Annotated in this window: 13 protein-coding genes and 1 pseudogene; 6 read left to right on the top strand and 8 right to left on the bottom strand. The window is 72.5% G+C overall.

The features are described from left to right. Positions 1-61 precede the first annotated feature (61 nt). From ABZ793_RS25985 to ABZ793_RS25960, 6 genes are all read right to left on the bottom strand, one after another. Positions 62-1015: an amidohydrolase family protein gene (locus ABZ793_RS25985; protein WP_357461828.1), complete on the bottom strand. Its 954-nt coding sequence runs from the start codon at positions 1013-1015 to the stop codon at positions 62-64. Next, the gene (locus ABZ793_RS25980) at positions 1012-1968 is read right to left on the bottom strand and encodes a creatininase family protein (protein ID WP_357461827.1); all 957 of its coding nucleotides are present in this window, start codon (positions 1966-1968) and stop codon (positions 1012-1014) included. The genes ABZ793_RS25985 and ABZ793_RS25980 overlap by 4 nt, the downstream gene beginning before the upstream one ends. Further along, entirely contained in the window at positions 1965-3758 is a 1794-nt protein-coding gene (locus tag ABZ793_RS25975; protein WP_357461826.1) for an iron ABC transporter permease, read from the bottom strand. Before ABZ793_RS25975 ends, ABZ793_RS25980 begins: the two co-directional genes overlap by 4 nt. Beyond that, positions 3755-4828, bottom strand: coding sequence for an ABC transporter ATP-binding protein (locus ABZ793_RS25970; RefSeq protein WP_357461825.1), 1074 nt, complete (start codon positions 4826-4828; stop codon positions 3755-3757). The genes ABZ793_RS25975 and ABZ793_RS25970 overlap by 4 nt, the downstream gene beginning before the upstream one ends. Positions 4829-5011: 183 nt before the next feature. Further along, the gene (locus ABZ793_RS25965) at positions 5012-6058 is read right to left on the bottom strand and encodes an extracellular solute-binding protein (protein WP_357461824.1); all 1047 of its coding nucleotides are present in this window, start codon (positions 6056-6058) and stop codon (positions 5012-5014) included. Positions 6059-6106: 48 nt separating this feature from the next. Further along, positions 6107-7270: an ROK family protein gene (locus ABZ793_RS25960; protein ID WP_357461823.1), complete on the bottom strand. Its 1164-nt coding sequence runs from the start codon at positions 7268-7270 to the stop codon at positions 6107-6109. 415 nt (positions 7271-7685) lie between these two features. Between ABZ793_RS25960 and ABZ793_RS25955 the strand changes: the two genes are divergently transcribed. Beyond that, complete coding sequence (locus tag ABZ793_RS25955) at positions 7686-10382, top strand: sugar-binding protein (protein ID WP_357461822.1); 2697 nt, start codon at positions 7686-7688, stop codon at positions 10380-10382. A 281-nt stretch (positions 10383-10663) separates the two neighbouring features. On the opposite strand, the gene ABZ793_RS25950 is transcribed toward ABZ793_RS25955, so the two are convergent. Further along, the gene (locus tag ABZ793_RS25950) at positions 10664-11425 is read right to left on the bottom strand and encodes a sulfite exporter TauE/SafE family protein (protein WP_357461821.1); all 762 of its coding nucleotides are present in this window, start codon (positions 11423-11425) and stop codon (positions 10664-10666) included. 223 nt (positions 11426-11648) lie between these two features. Here ABZ793_RS25950 and ABZ793_RS25945 point away from each other — a divergent pair, with 223 nt between their 5' ends. From ABZ793_RS25945 to ABZ793_RS25925, 5 genes are all read left to right on the top strand, one after another. Beyond that, on the top strand, positions 11649-12020 hold the full coding sequence (locus ABZ793_RS25945; protein ID WP_357461820.1) for an SCP2 sterol-binding domain-containing protein: 372 nt from the start codon (positions 11649-11651) through the stop codon (positions 12018-12020). Further along, positions 12013-14100 (top strand): glycogen debranching N-terminal domain-containing protein, encoded by a 2088-nt coding sequence (locus ABZ793_RS25940; RefSeq protein WP_357461819.1) that lies wholly within the window; start codon positions 12013-12015, stop codon positions 14098-14100. The genes ABZ793_RS25945 and ABZ793_RS25940 overlap by 8 nt, the downstream gene beginning before the upstream one ends. Before the next feature lie 11 nt (positions 14101-14111). Then, complete coding sequence (locus tag ABZ793_RS25935; RefSeq protein ID WP_357461818.1) at positions 14112-14714, top strand: cysteine hydrolase; 603 nt, start codon at positions 14112-14114, stop codon at positions 14712-14714. A 70-nt stretch (positions 14715-14784) separates the two neighbouring features. Beyond that, complete coding sequence (locus ABZ793_RS25930) at positions 14785-15282, top strand: DUF523 domain-containing protein (RefSeq protein ID WP_357461817.1); 498 nt, start codon at positions 14785-14787, stop codon at positions 15280-15282. A gap of 1116 nt (positions 15283-16398) precedes the next feature. Beyond that, positions 16399-17949, top strand: a complete 1551-nt coding sequence (locus ABZ793_RS25925) for a TROVE domain-containing protein (protein ID WP_357461816.1) — start codon at positions 16399-16401, stop codon at positions 17947-17949. Between the two features lie 31 nt (positions 17950-17980). Here ABZ793_RS25925 and ABZ793_RS25920 read toward each other — a convergent pair. Beyond that, positions 17981-18074, bottom strand: a pseudogene (locus ABZ793_RS25920) (haloacid dehalogenase); the annotation flags it as partial.

Genomic DNA, 18074 nt, shown 5'->3' with positions numbered 1-18074 from the left:
GGTTCTCTACTTCCTTCCGTGCCGGGCGCGCCGGTCACCCGCCGCGCCCGTCGTCAGCCGGTCAGTGGTCGAGGCCGAGCAGACGCTCGGCGTTCCCGGCGAAGATCGCGCGCAGGTGGTCGTCGGGCAGGCCAAGCTCGCGGCAGATCCGCAGCTGGTCGTCGAGGTAGCGGGTGACGTAGCCGCGCGGGAACCACGACGAGTCGCTGCCGAACACGATCCGGTGCGGGCCGATGGTCTCGTAGCAGCGCCGGAACAGCTCGTCCAGCGTCAGCTTGTACGGCATCCAGCGCACCCATTGGTTCGAGCCGGAGGTGTCGACGTGGATGTTGGGGCAGCCCCAGGCGGCGAAGAGCAGGTCCTGCACGTGCTGGACGCCGAAGTGCGGCACCACCACGGCCAGTTCGGGGAAGCGGCGGGCCATCCGGGCCAGCTCGTCGGGGCCGCCGTACCGGCCGTGGGAGAGGCCGCCGGCGCTGCCGTAGTGGCCGATGTGGATCAGGACCGGCACGCCGAGGCGCTGGGCGGTGCCCCACAGCGGGTCGAGGGCCTCGTCGTCGAGCGGGCCGCGCAGCAGCGGGGCGAAGAGCTTCAGCCCGCGCAGGCCGCGTTCGACGACCGCGCGTTCCAGCTCGGCGGCGGCGTCCGGGCCGTACGGGTCGTGGTGGGCGAAACCGAGCAGCAGGTCGGGGTGGCGGTCCACCACGTCGGCGACGGTGTCGTTGCCGCCGCCGGTGACGAAGACGGCCCGGCGGATGTCGACCGCGCGCAGCTCCTGCGCCCACCGGTCCGCCTCGTCCTCCCACCGCGCCGCGGGGGGCTCGGGGTCGGGGAAGCCCCACGCCTGCCGCCACTGCGCCGCGTACGGGGCGGAGCCGGCGGCGCGGACGGCGCGCTCGTGCTCGCCGCCGGGGTGCATGCCGGCGGCGTGCTCGCACGCCGCGATCGTCTCGTCGGCGCCGATGCGGAAGTGCAGGTGGAAGTCGACGACGTCGAGTCCGCGGTCGACGGTCACGGTGCCTCCTCTGGCTGTGGCCCGCCGGCCGGCGGGGTGCCGGCGGGCGGAACGTCCGTGGGTGGCGGGGCGGCGCCGACCGGGGTGTCGGCGGGCAGCGGGGCGTCGGTGGGCGGGGCGGGAAGCGGGGCGGCCACCCAGGCGGCGACGACCTCCCGCAGCCGCGTCGCGGCCAGCTCCCGGACCCGCCGGCCGGTCTCCTCGCCCGCCAGCGAGACGTGCCCCGACCAGCCCTGCCACGGGTCGGGGCGGGACTCCACCAGCACGTACGGGTGGGTCACCGGCAGCTTCGGCCTCGGCGGCAGGTCGGTGACCGCGTCGAGGCGTACCGCGCCGGGGTCGAAGCCGAGCACCCCGTCGGTCTCGTACGCCCCGCCGTGGCCGCGCGCCGGCAACGGCCCGTACAGCTCGGCGGTCTCGGCCGGGGTCACGAGCTGGAACCAGTTGACCAGCAGCAGACTGGCGGTGCGCCGCCCGGAGACCCACTCCATGGCGGCCCGGACGGTGGACATGTTGGCGTCGTGCCCGTTGACGATCAGCAGCCGGGGGAACCCGGCCGCCACGATGCCCTCGATCACGTCGGCCAGGTAGCCGACCGCGATCTCCGGCCGGATCGCCACGGTGCCGGGCCACGGCCGGGTCTGGCCGGGGCACGCGGCGTACGGCACGGCGGGGAAGAGCACCCCGCGCGGACCCACCGCCGTGCCGGGTGCGCCGCCCGGGGTCCCGTCGCCGGACGGCACCGCGTCGCCGTCGCCGGAGACCGCGCTCTCGGCGGCGAAGCCCTGGGCGAGGATCAGGTCGGTGCCGAGCGGCAGGTGCGGGCCGTGCCACTCGACCGCGCCGACCGGCAGCACCGCGAAGTCCGCCGCCTCGGCCACCGCCGCCAGTTCCCCGCCGGGGATCCGGGCGGCGGGGACCAACCCGCCGCCCGCCGGCCAGGCCGCGCTCACGCCGTCCACCGCGCCGCCTCCCGGCTGGAGCGCCGGCCGCCTTCCAGCCGGCCGGAGACCACCATCACCACGAAGATCAGGACCACCTGGAGCATGCCGTACGCGGCGGCGGTGCCGACCTCGAACGAGTACATCCGGTTGTTGATCTCCACGGAGATCGGCGCGGTGTCGGAGGTGTAGATGAGCACCGAGGCGACGAACTCGCCGACGCCGTGCACGAAGGCGAGCAGCGCGCCGGCCACCACGCCGGGCAGCATCAGCCGCAGGGTGACCGTGCCGAACGCCCGCCACCAGGACGCGCCCAGGTTGCGCGCGGCCTCCTCCAGCGACGGGTCGATCTGCGCCAGGGTGGCCGAGCTGGACCGGAACACCAGCGGCAGGAACCGCACGAAGTACGCCAGCGGCATGATCCAGAAGGTGCCGATCAGCACCTGCCCGAAGCTGAACGCGTTGCCGGTGCTGAACGCCGAGATCAGGTTGATCGCCACCACCGTGCCGGGCAGCGCCCAGGCCAGCATGACCGCCACGTCCAGCAGGCCCCGGCCGCGGAAGTCCAGCCGCCGCACCGCGTACGCGATGAGCACGCCGACCACGACACAGCCGACGGTCGCGATCAGGCTCATCTGCAGCGAGTTGAGGATCGGCTGGAACGCCTCGGGGTCGGAGAAGATGGTGACGAAGTTCTGCGTGGTGTAGGCCGCCGGGATCACCTCGGTGGTCCAGGAGCCGTCGGCGGAGAACGCCACCAGGGCGATGGTCGCCACGGGGGCGAGCAGCACGGCGGTGGCCAGGATCGACGCGACCAGGGCCAGCCACTTGCCGAACGGGTTGGTGATCTCCCGCCGGTGCGCGGCGACCCCCTTCGACTGGGACCGGTAGCTGCGCCGCCCCTCGTACCAGCGCATGCCGAGCAGGAACAGCACCGACACCACGCCGAGCACCGAGGCGTACGTGGAGGCCATCGGCAGGTCGCCGTTGGTGCGGTTGATGTAGATCTGCATGGTCATGGTCTGGTCCACCCCGAACAGCAGCGGGGCGGTGTACGAGGCCAGCGAGGTCATGAAGACCAGCAGCGAGGCGGAGACCAGCGCCGGGGTGAGCATCGGCAGCAGCACCGTACGCCACACCCGGACCCGGCCGGCCCCCAGGTTGTACGCGGCCTCCTCCACGGAGGGGTCCATCCCGCCGAGCGCGGCGGAGGCGGACAGGTAGAAGTACGGGTACATGGTGAAGGTGTGCACCACCAGCACCCCGGCGATGCCGCTGAACGGCAGCACCGGGTTCTCGGTGCCGAAGAGCTGCTGGAGCCCGCGCGGGAGGATGCCCGTCTCGCTGTAGAGCAGCTGGAACGAGATCGCCCCGATCAGCGGCGGCAGGGCCGCCGGCACCAGGATGATCGCCTCGATCAGCCGGCGGCCGGGGAACGAGAACCGCTTGAGCAGGAAGGCCATCGCCACGCCGACGACGCCGCAGAGCAGCACGCTGGCCGCGGAGATGATCAGCGAGGTGACCAGGGACGAGCGGGCCACCCCGTCGCCGGAGAGGAAGGCGCCGTAGTTCTCCACCCCGTCCACGCCGACGCTCTCGGCGAAGGTGGCGAACATCGGCTGCACCACGTACCCGAAGAGGATCAGCGCGAGCGGGAAGACCAGGACGTACGGGAACCAGCGGGAGCCGGTGCCGCCGGCGAACCGGTCGGCGAGCCGGCGGCGCGGCGCGCGCGGCGGCGTCGGCTCCTGGGTGACCGGGGCGACGGTGGCCGGGCTGGGGGTGGCGGGAATGGTGCTCACGGGCGCACCACCCACATCCGCTCGCGGTTCAGCCGCAGCCCGACCTGGTCGCCGGCGGCGATCCCGTCCGGCACGTCGATCGCGGCGACCTGCACCGACTCGCCGGCCACGTCGACCACGAGGTTGGTGGCCATCCCGGTGAACTCCACCTCGGTGACCCGGCCGGGCAGCGCGTCCGCGTCGGTGGCCGAGGTGAGGCCGATGTGCTCGGGGCGGACCGACACGAGCGCGGTGTCGCCCTGGCGCAGGCCGTGCCCGGTCGGGGCGGGGACGGCGATCTCGCCGCCGGCGGGCAGCTTCACCGTGACGGCCCGCTCGGCGGCGCCGGCCACCGGCAGGGAGAGCACGTTGCTGCGGCCGATGAAGCGAGCCACGAAGCTGGTCGCCGGGCGGTGGTAGATCTCCTGCGGGGCGCCGATCTGCTGCACCCGGCCGGACTGCATCACCGCGATCCGGTCCGACATGGCCATCGCCTCGGCCTGGTCGTGGGTGACGTAGATGGAGGTGGTGCCGGCCTCGCGCTGGATGCGGCGGATCTCCACCCGGGTCTCCTCGCGCAGCTTGGCGTCGAGGTTGGACAGCGGCTCGTCGAGCAGCAGGGTGCGTGGCCGGATCACCAGGGCCCGGGCGAGGGCGACGCGCTGCTGCTGGCCGCCGGAGAGCTCGTCGATGCGGCGGTCGCCGTAGCCGGCGAGGTGCACCTGCCCGAGCGCCTCCTCGACCCGGCGCCGCGACTCGGCCCGGCCGACCTTGCGGATCCTGAGCCCGTACGCGACGTTCTGCGCCACGCTCATGTGCGGGAAGAGCGCGTAGTTCTGGAACACCATGCCGGTGTCGCGCTTGTTCGGCGGGCGGCGGGTGACGTCCTCCGCGCCGAACCGGATCCGGCCGGAGGTGGGGAAGTAGAACCCGGCCACCATGCGCAGGGTCGTGGTCTTGCCGCAGCCGCTCGGGCCGAGCAGCGTGAAGAACTCCCCGGCGGCGATGGTGATGTCGACGTCGTCCACGGCCGCGGTGTCGCCGCCGCGCGCGAAGCGCTTGCTCACCGACTCCAGCGTGACATCGATCATGAGGTCCTCTCCTTCGTGCGGTACCGGACCTGTCGGTCGTGGGATGGGGGGGCGGGAGACGGGAAGGGCACCGTCCTGACGCCTCCGGTGGAGAGGGGCTCCCCTCTCACACCGTGCCGGCGCCCCGGGGGCGGGCGGCGGGGCGCCGGGGACGGGACGGGCCCGCCCCCGGCGCCCGGGCGGTCAGCCCTTGTTCTTGATCTGGCTGTTCCAGTGGTTGATCCACTCGGTCTCGTTCTTGCCGATCACGTCCCAGTCGACGTCCAGCGGCTTGAGCTGGAGCTGGGCCAGCCACTCCGGCTTCTCGGCGATGTCCACGGCCGGGATCTGGTAGTAGTCCTTGGCCAGGTCGGCGCGGAGCTTGTCGTCGAAGAGGAACTCGATGAACTTCTGCGCGCCCTCGCTGTTGCCGCCCTTGACCGCGGCCAGGCCGTCGACCAGCACCGGGGCGCCGGAGGCCGGCATGACGTAGCCAAACGGCATGTTCGACTGGTGGGCCTGCAGCAGGATGTCCTGCAGGTTCCAGGCGCTGAGCGTGCCCTGCTGGCGGGACAGCTTCAGGTAGAGGTCGGTCGGGTTGGCCGCGTACGCGCCGGTGTTGGCGTCGAGCTTCTTGAGCCAGTCGTAGCCGGGCTGCGGGTTGCTGCCGTCCGCGGACTGGCGCACGATCATCGCGGCGTAGATCGACCGCATGGTGCCGGACGCGGCCACGTCCCGGATGATGATCTTGTCCTTCCACTCCGGCTTGAGCAGGTCGTCCCAGTCCTTCGGGGCCTGCTCCGGAGTGAGGGCCTTGTTGTTGTACATGATGACCTCGGGCAGCAGGATCTCCCCGAACCAGCGGCCCTCGGCGTCCTTGTACTTGGCGTCCATCTTGCTGGCGAAGGCCGGCTGCCAGGAGGTCAGCAGGTCCTCGGACGCGCCGGCCGCGAGGCCCTGCTGGGTGCCGCCCCACCAGACGTCGGCCTGCGGGTTGGCCTTCTCGGCCCGCACCCGCTCCAGGATCTCCTGGGCGCCGAGGTTGAGGATCTCGACCTTGCCCTTGTACTCGGGGTACTTGGCGGTGAACTGGTCCACGACGTAGTCGGAGACCTTCTTGTCGCGGGCGGTGTAGATGGTCAGCTTCTCGGCGCTGCCGCCGCTGGCCGTGTCGTCGCCGCCGCCGCCACAGGCGGTGCCGGCGGCGAGCACGGTGGCGAGCGCGCCGGCGAGGAGAAGGCGACGTTTCATGGGGTACCTCCGAGGGGTGAGGGGAACTACGTTGTTCGGGGTGTGAGGTCAGGGGGTCGGCAGCAGGGTGGGCAGGCCCGCGGCGGCCGCGGAGAGGGCGTAGCTGACGGCGCCGTGCAGCACCGCCCGGTCACCGAGCACCGCCCGGCGGACGTCGGTGGCGCTCGGCGCGGCGGCGCTGACGAGCGCCTGGAGGCGGTCGACGGCGGCGTCGTCGAGCTGGGCGGCGGCGCCGCTGAGCAGCACCCGCCCGGGGTCGACGACGCAGACGCAGGAGACGATCAGCCGGGACCAGGCCGCGAGCAGCTCGTCGAGGTACGCGGCGGCCCGCCCGTCGGTGGTGGCCAGCTCCACCAGGGCGGCCACGGGCGAGTCCGGGCGCCGCCCGGGGGCCAGCGCCACCACCCGCTCGGCGATGGCGTTCTCCGACCAGCGGGCCTCGAACGGGCCGATCCCGTCGTGGCCCCTGTCGGCCGGGTCCAGCGGCAGGAAGCCGACCTCGCCGGCGGCCCCGCCCGCGCCCCGGCGGACCTGCCCGTCGAGCACGAGGCCGGCGCCGATGCCGTCGGCGACGTGCAGCAGCAGCAGGTCGGCGACGTCGCTGCCGGCGCCGACCGCGTGCTCACCGGCGGCCATCAGGTTCACGTCGTTGTCCACCAGCACCGGCACCCCGAGCCGGCGTTGCACCGACTCCCCCACGGGCCGCGCCTCGACGAGGCCGACCGAGGGGGCCAGGCGGACGGCGCCGCCGGTGGAGATGCCGGGCGCGGCGACGGCCACCCCGCGCAGCGCCGGTAGGCCGTCGCCGACCAGCTCGGGCACCGAGCGGCAGATGGTGTCGACGATGTCGCCGGCGAGCCGCACCGCGCGGTGGGCGATCACGGTCCCGTCACTGTCGGCGATCTCGCAGCTGAGCCGGGACGGCTCCAGCGAGACCGCGGCGACCAGCTCGGCCCGGGGGTTGAACTCCAGCATCGCCCGGGGACGGCCGGCGCGCGACGCGCCGGGACCACGCTCGATGAGGTAACCCTCGGCGATCAGCTCCCGCACGAGCGGGGTGAGCGTGGCGGGGCTCAGGCCGGTGAGCTCGGTCAGCTCGGCGCGGGAGAGCACCCGCACCTGGCGGGCGGTGGAGATCACGGAAAGCCGCTTGATCTCCTTCGACCGCTCCCGGCTCACCGGGCTCGTCGGTGGCGTCACCACGTCAGTCACACTTCCTTCCTACGGCGAACGAACTATCGAGTCAAGTAACGAAACCGTCTCGTTACCTTGCGGTCACCTTCACGAGCAGCAGAAACACCCTTCACGGAGCCCGCCGGAGTCGAGCGCACGCGCCGCCGACCGAGGCGTGAAAGACCGCCTGACCCCTTGTTTGTTTCTTTCGCAAATAAAGAAAGACCTTGCAAAGCATTGACGGGCCGCCGCACCGGTCCCTAGCGTCACCGGGCGAAGGCCTTCCAGTGTGTACGGATCTCCGTGCCGCTGCGTACCCCGGTGCCGTGGCGCCCCTCGCGCCCCGCGCCCCACCCCCCACCGCCGCCGTCTCGCCACGACCCCGCGTCCGCGCCGCCGTGCGCCCGACGTCGGTGGCCGCTGCGCGGACCTCGCGTGTCGCGAAAGGATCTGCATGCGACTCAAGTCGTTCCTGCTACCCACGGCGCTCGCCCTGGCCCTGTCCGGGGCGCCCGCCGTCGCCCTGGCCGCCCCCACCGATGCCCCGCCGACCGACACCGTCGATCTGGACGTCCTCTTCGTCAGCGCCCACCCCGACGACGAGGCCAGCAGCCTCGCCACCCTCGGCCAGTGGAAGGAGAAGCACGGCGCCAAGGCGGGCGTCGTGACCATCACCCGCGGCGAGGGCGGCGGCAACGCCGTCGGCCTCGAGGAGGGCCCGCCGCTGGGCATCATCCGCGAGCGCGAGGAGCGCACCGCGATCGGCCGGGCCGGCGTGGAGAACCTGTACAACCTCGACCGCGTCGACTTCTGGTACACCGCCTCCGCGCCGCTGTCCGAGCAGATCTGGGGGCACGACGACACCCTGGCCCAGATCGTCCGGGTGATCCGGCAGACCCGGCCCGAGATCGTCATGACGATGAACCCGTCGCCGACGCCCGGCAACCACGGCAACCACCAGCAGGCCGCCCGGTTCGCCGCCGAGGCGTTCCACGCCGCCGCCGACCCGGCCGCCTTCCCCGAGCAGCTCACCCAGGAGGGCCTGAAGCCGTTCCGGGCCGCGAAGTTCCTGCGCACCGGCGGGACCGGCAGCTCGGCGACCGGGGCGCAGTGCGCGTCCAGCTTCGTGCCGACCGTCCCGACCGACCAGGTGTTCGGCGTCTGGGAGGGCACCCCGAGCGCCGACGGCAGGACCTGGGCCGAGGTCGAGGTCGACGCCCGCCGGGACTACGTCACCCAGGGCTGGGCCGGCACCGCCGCCGCCCCCACCGACCCCGCGAAGATCCGCTGCGACTTCTACACCCTGGTCGACAGCCGCGTCCCGTACGACCCGGCGGACACCTCGCCGGAGGCCATCCTGCGCGGCTCGGTGCTGCCGGCGACGGCCGGCGGGCTTCCCCAGGGCACCGAGCTCTACCTGACCGCCGACCGGTTCGATCTCGCCCCCGGCGAGACCGTCGAGGTCACCGCGCACGTCCGCGCCCCGCACAACCGGGCGCTCACCGCGCCGCGGGTCTCCCTGCGGCTGCCGCAGGGCTGGACCGCCACCGGCTCCGGCGCGCTGCGCGGCGCCGTCCCCGCCGGCACGGAGCGGACCGTCACCTTCACCGTGACCGTTCCCGCCGGCGCCGACACCAACGAGCAGCACCTCGTCGGCGCGAACCTGACCACCGGCCAGGGCGCCGGCCGCACCGACCGCGCGGTCCGGGTGGTCGCCGACGTGCGCGGCACCCTGGAGCCACTGCCCGAGGTCGGGCTGTTCCGCACCTGGGCCGGCGACAGCGGCTACCCGCAGCTGGACACCCTGATCAAGCCGGTCCTCACCGTCGGCTCCGGCAAGAGCCGGACCGTCCGGGTCGACCTGCGCAACCATGGCGAGGCCCCCCAGAGCGGCGCCGTCACCCTCGGCCTGCCGGCCGGCTTCACCGCCGACGCGGCGACCAAGAGCTACGCCGAGCTGGCGCCGGGCGCGACCGGGGCGGTCACCTTCACCGTCACCAACAGCGACGCCACCCTGCCGACCGCCAACGAGGGCGGCGACGGCGGCGACTACGGCATCACCATCACCACCACCAGCGCCGCCGGCAGCACCGTGGAGACCGGCGCACTGGAGATCGTGCCCACCAGCGAGGTGCCGCACGCCGGGCACGACCACGCCGTCGACGGGGTGGCCTCCCCGGGCGAGTACCCCGGCGAGGAGCTGGACCTGTCCCGGATCTGGGAGGGGCAGGCCACCACGCCGCAGGACGCCTCGGCCACGGGCCGCGTCGCCTGGACCGAGGACGCGCTGAAGGTGTTCGTCCAGGTCACCGACGACGTGCTCGGCAAGAAGGTGGTGCCGCAGGACTGCAAGCGGCAGCGGCGTACCGACAGCGTCGAGATCATCGTCGACCCGAAGGGGAACTCGACGGACACCTCGACGGTGTTCAAGGCCGGCATCTTCCCGGTCACCGACGACCCCGCGGGCGGCAACCCGCCGTGCTGGCAGCGCGACGCCGACAACCGGCAGGGCCCGGGCGCCACGACCGCACCGGGAATGACGGTGGTCAGCAAGGTCACCGCGCCGTACGCCGGCTACACCATCGAGGCGAGCATCCCGTTCGCGGTGCTGCCCGACGCCGTCGACCCGGCCCGGATGGGCTTCAACGTGCTGGTCTACGACTCGGACACCCAGGACCTGACCTCCCAGTCCCGGCTGGGCTGGTCCACCTTCACCGGCGTCCGCGCCGACCCGTACCGGTACGGCCTGATGACCCTGCCTGGGTACACCCCGGCCGAGCGGCAGCCCAGCGCCCCGGTGTTCCCGGACACTGCCGCCCGCAGCGTGCACAGCCCGCAGACCATCGCGCAGTCCGCGGTCGACGGCGTCGCGCCGGCCGCCGTGGCCCGGCTCCCCGAGCGGGCGCTGCGGCTGACCGGCCAGCGCCAGGTGGCCGGCGGGGTGCAGGTGACGGTCCTCGCCGACCGCGCGGGCACCGCGTACCTGCACGCCTGGGACGGTGACCGTTCGCTCGGTGAGCGGTCCGTGCAGCTGCGCCCCGGCGACCCGGTGACCGTACTGGTCCCGGTCACCGGCGGCACGGCCGACGGCCTGCTGGCCGCGTTCGAGGCCGGCGGCGCCGCGCTGGCCCGCCACGTGCCGCTGACCTGACCGGCGACGGCCCGGCCCCGGTCATCCACGGATGACCGGGGCCGGGCCCACCCGGCGGTCCACCGCGTCCGACGGACACCGGCCGCCGGGCCGTGCCGCCCCGCGGTGGACCGGCTCGCGGAGCCGCTGCCGCGTTCCCCGCGCGCCGCCGCCGGGACATTGTTGCGGAGGTGCGCGACCGCGGCGGTGTCCCCGTGCCGACCGGCCGGCTGCGGGTGCGGCCGGTCATCGACCGGGCACCTCGCCGGCGCCGAGCCGCCCCGGCCGTCGACTGACCCGGTCTACAGCACGTTCCGCCACAGCAGGACCAGGCCGAAGACCGCCCCGAACGTGACGATCACGGCCTTGAGAGGGGCACCGGGGAGCCTGCGGAGCAGCCGCGCCCCGACATAGCCGCCGACGACGGTCGCCGGGACCAGGATGGCCACCCCCGCCCAGTTGACGGTGCCGAAGAAGACGTAGAGCGCCACCGCCGTAAACGAGATGACGGCCGACAGCAGGTTCTTCAGGGCGACCGTCCTGGTGAGCGGCTCGTGTTGCAGGAGAGCCAGGCTGGCGACCAGCACGATGCCGAACCCCGCGCCGATGTAGCCGCCGTAGACCCCGCCCAGGGCCACCAACACCTGCAGCGTCGCCGGGTGTTTCTGTCGGCCACGCAGCGCGGAGCGCCTGACCAGCTCGTTCAGGCGGCCATGGAGGCCGAGGACGGCGGAGGCGGCGAGCACCAGAAACGGCACGATCATGTCGAAGACGCGGCTGGGCGTCAGCAGCAGCAGCGCCGACCCGGCGACCCCGCCGAGCACGGCGGCGGGCAGGATCCGCCTGACGTCTCGCCGGGGTGGCAGATCCCGGTAACCGCCCAGGACGCTGGCCACGTTCCCCGGGAACACCGCGACCGTGCTCGTCAGCTTGGCGGTCAGCGGCGGTATGCCGGTGCCGAGCAGCGCCGAGAAGGCGATGAGGGAGCCGCCGCCCGCGACCGCGTTGAAGGCGCCCGTGGCGACACCGGCGGCGAGGAGCAGCGTTGCCTCGATGGGATCCATCGAGTCCCAGGCTAGTGGCGTCGCCCTCCGGCCGGGCCAGGGTCCGCCGGCCCGGCGCCGGGCCGGCGCGCCGCGACGCGGACGGCCTGACGGTGGCCGGCGGCGTGGCGGCGTCGGGGACGCCGGGGTGGCAGCAGTGGCGGTCGGCGGCGGGGAATTCACCTCTTCCGGGTGAGGCGGAAGCCGCGATTCGCGGGAATGGTGGCCCTGAGGAGGTGGCGCGATGGGGAATGCCACCCAGGATTTCTTCCGCAGCCTGGCGCAGCGTGGACACGACCGCCGCCTGACGGCGATCGACGAGGGCAGTGTCCGCTTCGACATCAGCCGGGACGGGCGGGTCGACCGCTGGCTCGTCTCCATCGACAAGGGTGACATCACGGTCTCGGAGCAGGCGACCGGCGGGGACGCGGTCGTCCAGGCGGACGGGGCGGTGTTCGACCGGATCGCCAGCGGCGAGGCGTACTTCCTGACCACCGTCCTGCGCGGCGAGGCGACCGTCGCGGGCAGCCCCCGGCTCTTCGCGAGCCTCCGTAGGTTGTTCCCGCCGCCACCCAGGTCGGCGGGGACGGAGCACCGAGGAGGTGACCATGAGTGAGAACCAGGTGGGCATCCTGGACGGCACCACCTTCATGGTGTGTAACCGCTCGGGCGACATCATCCCGTCACCCGACGCTCCCACGGGCCTGTTCGCCCACGACACCCGGCTGCTGTCGAAGTGGGTGCTGACGGTGAACGGGGAACGGCTGACCACCCTTTCCATCGACGACATCCACTACTTCGAGAACCGGTTCTTCCAGGTTCCGGGGCGTCAGGACGTCTACGTCAACAGCACCGTGGGGGTGCGTCGGCTGCACAGCCTGGACAGCGGCCTCCACGAGGACCTGACCGTCATCAACTATGCCAACGAACCGGCCGACGTGACCCTCAGGGTCGAGGCGGACGCCGACTTCGCGGACCTCTTCGAGGTCAAGGACGCGGCGGTGAGGAAGAAGGGCCGACACTACCGGCGGGTCGACGACGGGCGTCTCGTCCTCGGTTACGAACGGGAGCGGTTCCGACGGGAGACGATCATCTCCGCGTCGGCGCCGGCCGCGTGGGACGACAACGGCCTGACGTTCGAGGTCCACCTCGAACCTCGCAGCCGATGGACCGTCAGACTCAGCGCCCTGCCGGACCTTCCGATGCCCAGAGGGCTGGAACGCCTCGTGATCCCGGGGCGGGCAGCAGGCAAGGGCAGAAACAAGGAACAGGATCTCCTGGAGTGGTTGGACAACGCGCCGCGCCTGGAATCCGGCTGGGCGCCACTGAGCGGCACGTACCGGCAGAGCCTGATCGACCTGGCCGCGCTGCGCTTCAGTCCCTTCCTCGCCGAGGACAAGAGGGTCCCCGCCGCCGGCCTGCCCTGGTTCATGGCCATGTTCGGCCGGGACAGCATCTTCACCAGTCTGCAGGCGTTGCCGTTCACACCCGAACTCGCCGCCACCACCCTCCGGGTGCTCGCGCTCCGGCAGGGCAGCCGCGTCGACGACTTCCGGGAGGAGGAGCCCGGCCGCATCCTGCACGAGATGCGGTACGGCGAGATGAGCATCTTCGAGGAGACCCCGCACACGCCCTACTTCGGCAGCGCCGACTCCACTCCCCTGTTCCTCGTGCTGCTCGACGAGTACGAGCGATGGACCGGCGACGTCGACCTCGTGCGCTCGGTCGAGCACGAGGCGCGCGTGGCGATCGACTGGATCGACAACTACGCCGACCTGACCGGCATGGGCTACATCTCCTACGAGCGGCGGAACACCAGGAACGGTCTGGAGAACCAGTGCTGGAAGGACTCCTGGGACAGCATCTGTTACCGCGACGGTCGGCTGCCGGGCTTCCCCCGCGCGACCTGCGAGCTACAGGGGTACGCGTACGACGCGAAGATGCGCACCGCGCGGCTCGCCCGCACCGTCTGGAACGACCCGTCGTACGCGGACCGACTGGAGCGGGAGGCCGCCGACCTCAGGGAGCGCTTCAACCGCGACTTCTGGGTGGCGGACGGCGAGTACATGGCGCTCGCCCTCGACGGCGACGGCCGCCAGGTGGACGCCCTGTCCTCCAACATCGGGCACCTGCTGTGGAGCGGCATCGTCGAGGAGCCGAAGGCGGAAGCCCTGGTACGACACCTGATGTCGCCCGCCCTGTTCAGCGGCTGGGGTGTCCGCACGCTGGCCGAGGGCCAGGGCCGCTACAACCCCATCGGCTACCACGTGGGCACCATCTGGCCGTTCGACAACTCCTTCATCGCCTGGGGCCTGCGGCGTTACGGGTACGCCGACGAGGCGGCGCGGATCGCCGCCGGGATCCTGGACGCCGCCGTCTACTACGACGGCCGGCTGCCCGAAGCCTTCTCCGGGTCCTTCCGCGCCGACACCAGGTACCCGGTCAACTATCCCACCGCATGCAGCCCCCAGGCGTGGTCGGCCGGAGCGACCCTGCTCCTGCTGAGGACGATGCTCGGGCTCCACCCGGTGGGCGAAGACCTCGTCGTCAGGCCCGCCCTTCCCGCTAACCTCGACTTCGTGGCGTTGCACGGCATCCCCGGGCGGTGGGGGCGGTTCGACGCCTACGGCAGGGGCCCGGCCGCCGCGGGCCGGCAGGGCTACCAGCCCGCACCGCAACAACTTTCCGCCCCCTGACGGGAGGGATGATGCGAGAAATCGACCCGGCGCGCACCGCGGTGGTCGGCGTCCACTGGCAGCACGAGGTCGTCAGCCCCGACGGGCTGTTCGGTCCCTTCTTCGCCGAGCAGGTCGCCCGACACCGCGTCGCCTCGTACGCCGCCGAGGTCGCCCGGGCGGTACGTGCCAGCGGCGGGCTGGTCGTCTACACGCGGGTCGCCCACCGGCCCGGCTACCCCGACCTCATCCCCAACACGCCCAGCTTCGCCATGATCCCCGAGCGGCAGGCATTCCTGGAGGGCGCGCCGAAGTCCCGCATCATCGACGAGGTCGCGCCGGAGGCGGGCGACGTCGTCATCACCCACGTGCGGCTCACCGGCTTCTTCGGCACCGAACTCGACTTGGTGCTGCGACGCAGGCAGGTCGAGACAATCCTGTTCACCGGCGTCGCCACCAACCTGTCCGTGGCGGGAACCGCCTTCGAGGCGGTCAACCACGGATACCGGCCCGTGATCGTCTCCGACGCCTGCACGGCCGCGACCGACGAGGCCCACCGGGCGAGCCTGGAGACGTGGGGCCAGCTCGGCGAGGTGGTCACGACCGCCGAGGTCGTCGAGCGGCTGTCGCGATAACCCTCAGGCGCTGCCCGACAGGCCCACCCCCGACCCCGACGGCCCACCAGGCGGCGGTTACGGTGCCCTGGTGCGCAGGGTGCTGGTGAGCGGCTGTCTGGGGGGCAGCCCGGTCCGGTTCAACGCGACCGGGGTGGATGTCTGCTCGCCGATCTGGGACCGCTGGGCCGCCGAGGGTCGCCTGGTGTCGTTCTGTCCCGAACTGTCGGTGGGGTTGCCGGTGCCCCGGCCACCGGCCGAAATCGTCGGCGGCGTCGCGGCGGAGGTGCTCGACGGTGACGGCAGGGTGCGGGAGGTGACCGGGCGGGACGTCACAGACCTGTTCCGGGCGGCGGCGCGACGGGCCGTGGACCGGGCCCGGGCGGCCGGGGTGGTCCTCGCCGTCCTGGTGGACCGCAGTCCGACGTGCGGCACCAGCCAGGTGCACGACGGGTCGTTCACGGGCCGTACGATCCCCGGGCGCGGTCTGGCCGCCGAACTGCTGGTCCGCGCCGGGATCCCCGTCTTCCACCAAGGCCAGCTCACGCAGGCCGCCGCCCTGTTGGATGGGCTCGACCGGGACGGCTGACGCCAGGAAGGGGCCTCTGCGGGCCCGACGACAGCCCCGAGGCCGGTGAGTTGAAGCGGAACTGAGGGCCGCGGAACCGACAGCACCGAGAGCTCCGACAGGACACGTCCGCACAAGCGCGGCGGCCGGCGCTGACCGTCCGCCGACGCTTCGCTCGGGCGGCCCCCGACAAATGCGGTTGGATCTCGTGTACGGCGTCGCTACCGTGATCGGGCACCTCCCGGTGCGCAGGCAACGGCTACTTCCGCTTCCCACGGGGAGACGCGGGTTCGAATCCCGCCGCCGCCGATAGGCGGTGTCGACCAGCGGCCCAGGTCACCTTGGCCCGCGAGGGCCGGTCTCCGTTGCCGCATCTGGTCTCGGGAGGCGCGCTCACGCCGCTCACCCGGTGCGATGGAGACGGTTACTTCTGGCAGGGGCCCACAAAAGGGCTCTGCGGTTCGAGCCCGCACACGCCGTGTCCAACCTTGGTCTCGGGTGAGCGGCGTGAACGCCTGACGGACGCGAAACCCCTTGCCGCTCCCGAGCCGCCGCCGGTACGTTGTTGCCGCGCGTCCCGGTGCGAAGGTGACGGATACTTCCTTTCCCGAACGAGCCCGTCACCGTTGTCGGTCTCGGGGCGTGCTCACGCCGCGTATCCGGTGCGCAGACGACGGATACTTCTAATCTATGGGTCGGGGGTTCGAGTCCCCTCCAGCCGTTGTGCTGGTAGCTCAGTTGGCAGAGCAATAGGCATTCCGTCGTCGACCTTCTGGTCTCGGATACGCGGCGCGACCGTTTTCTGCCACCCACCATCACGGAACGGCAAACTCCGTTGTCCGGCCGCCGATGCCGCCGCTACGGTCGGTTCCGCACTTCCCGGTGCGAAGGTGACGGTTACATCTGGAGGGGCGAAAGCCCCTGCGAAGGGCGCATCCGTCGCCGGCTCCGATCTCGGGAGGCGCGACCACACCACACCCGGTGCGCAGGCGACGGTTACTTCACGGGATCCGCAGGTTGGGGGTTCGAGTCCCCCCACGCCTTCGGGCGGGTAGCTCAATCGGACAGAGCGGCGGACAAGTCCGTCGCCGACTCTGGTCTCGGGTGTGCGTGTGGCCGCGTCCTCCCGTACGAAACATGGGGGACGTGATGGCCAAGTTCAACCTCAAGCTGCGCAAGAACCGGCACGAAGACGACGAACTCGTCACCGCCGAGGGCGCCCCGGGTTTCGCCCGCGAGCCGCGCACGGAACTGTTCCTGCTCGGCGTGTCGAACATGGTCGGCGAGGACACCTTCTACGAGGGCGCCGCCGACCGGGATGCCCGGTTCCGTGAGCTGGTCGCCGCCGTCGCCGTCGCCGACCCCGACTGGTTCGCCCGCTTCGTGCCGTGGCTGCGCACCGGCGCGATGCTGCGTTCGGCGGCTGTCGTGGCCGCCCTCGAGGGCGCCCGCGCACAGGTGGCGGCCGGCATTCCCGGATCGCGGTCCGTCGTGGACTCGGCGTTGCAGCGCGCGGACGAGCCGGGCGAGGCCCTCGCCTACTGGCTGGGTCGCCACGGCCGGGCGCTGCCGAAGCCGGTCAAGCGGGGCATCGCGGACGCGGCGGTGCGGCTGTACCACGAGCGGAGTCTGCTCAAGTACGACTCCGACCGCAACGCGGTCCGGTTCGGTGACGTCGTCGACCTGACCCACCCGACCGCGCGGGACGAGCGGCAGGGTGACCTGTTCCGGCACGCGCTCGACCGGCGGCACCAGCGGGACAACCCGCTGCCGGCGTCGCTGACCGTACTGGCGGCGCGGGCCGAGCTCATGGCGTTGCCGGTCGAGCGGCGTCAGGAGATCACCGACCCGGCGGTGCTGGGCGCGGCCGGCATGACGTGGGAGGCCCTCGCCGGCTGGCGGCAGACGGCGATGGACGCCCCGGCCTGGGAGGCGATCATCCCGACGATGGGCTACCTGGCGCTGCTGCGCAACCTGCGCAACTTCGACCAGGCCGGTGTCAGCGACACCGTCGCCGAGACGGTGGCGGCAAAGCTGTCCGACCCGGGTGAGGTCGCCAGGTCGCGGGTGCTGCCGATGCGTTTCCTGTCGGCCTACAACGCGGCACCGAGCCTGCGGTGGGGGTACCCGCTGGAGAAGGCGTTGCAGCACGCGCTGGCGAACGTGCCCGCCCTGGACGGTCGGACGCTGATCCTGATCGACACGTCGGGCTCGATGAACAGCGCCTTCAGCAAGGACGGCACGCTGCGCTGCTGGGACGCGGCCACCGTGTTCGGCCTGGCGCTGGCCACCCGCGCGCAGGACGCGACGGTCGTGTCCTTCTCCCACGACACCCGGGTGTTCCCGGCCGTCGCGGGCGAGTCGGTGCTGGCGGCGGTGCGCCGGTTCAAGGAGGACGGCTACTTCTACGGCGGCGGGACCGAGACCGAGAAGGCGGTGCGTCGGCACTACGCCGGGCACGACCGGGTGGTCATCCTCACCGACGAGCAGGCGCACTGGCACCACTCGGTGGACGTGACGGCCGCGGTGCCCGGGCAGGTGCCGGTGTACACCTGGAACCTGGCCGGATACCGGGTCGGGCACGCCCCGACTGCCGGGAACCGGCACGCGTTCGGCGGCCTGTCCGACGCGGCGTTCGCGATGATCCCGCTCATCGAGGCGGGATCCCGCGAGCAGTGGCCCTTCTGATTCGCGCCACGGCGTCGGCCTCCCACCGGGCCACGAAGCCCAGCCCCGCCTGGGTGAGCGTGGCGACCTCCGGCGGAACGATCTCCCGGGCGACGGCGAGCAACTCGTCGACGTGGTGGTCGGCG

The organism is Micromonospora sp. NPDC047465, assembly GCF_040643125.1.
GTDB lineage: Bacteria > Actinomycetota > Actinomycetes > Mycobacteriales > Micromonosporaceae > Micromonospora.
This window is presented reverse-complemented; position numbering and strand designations above follow the sequence as displayed.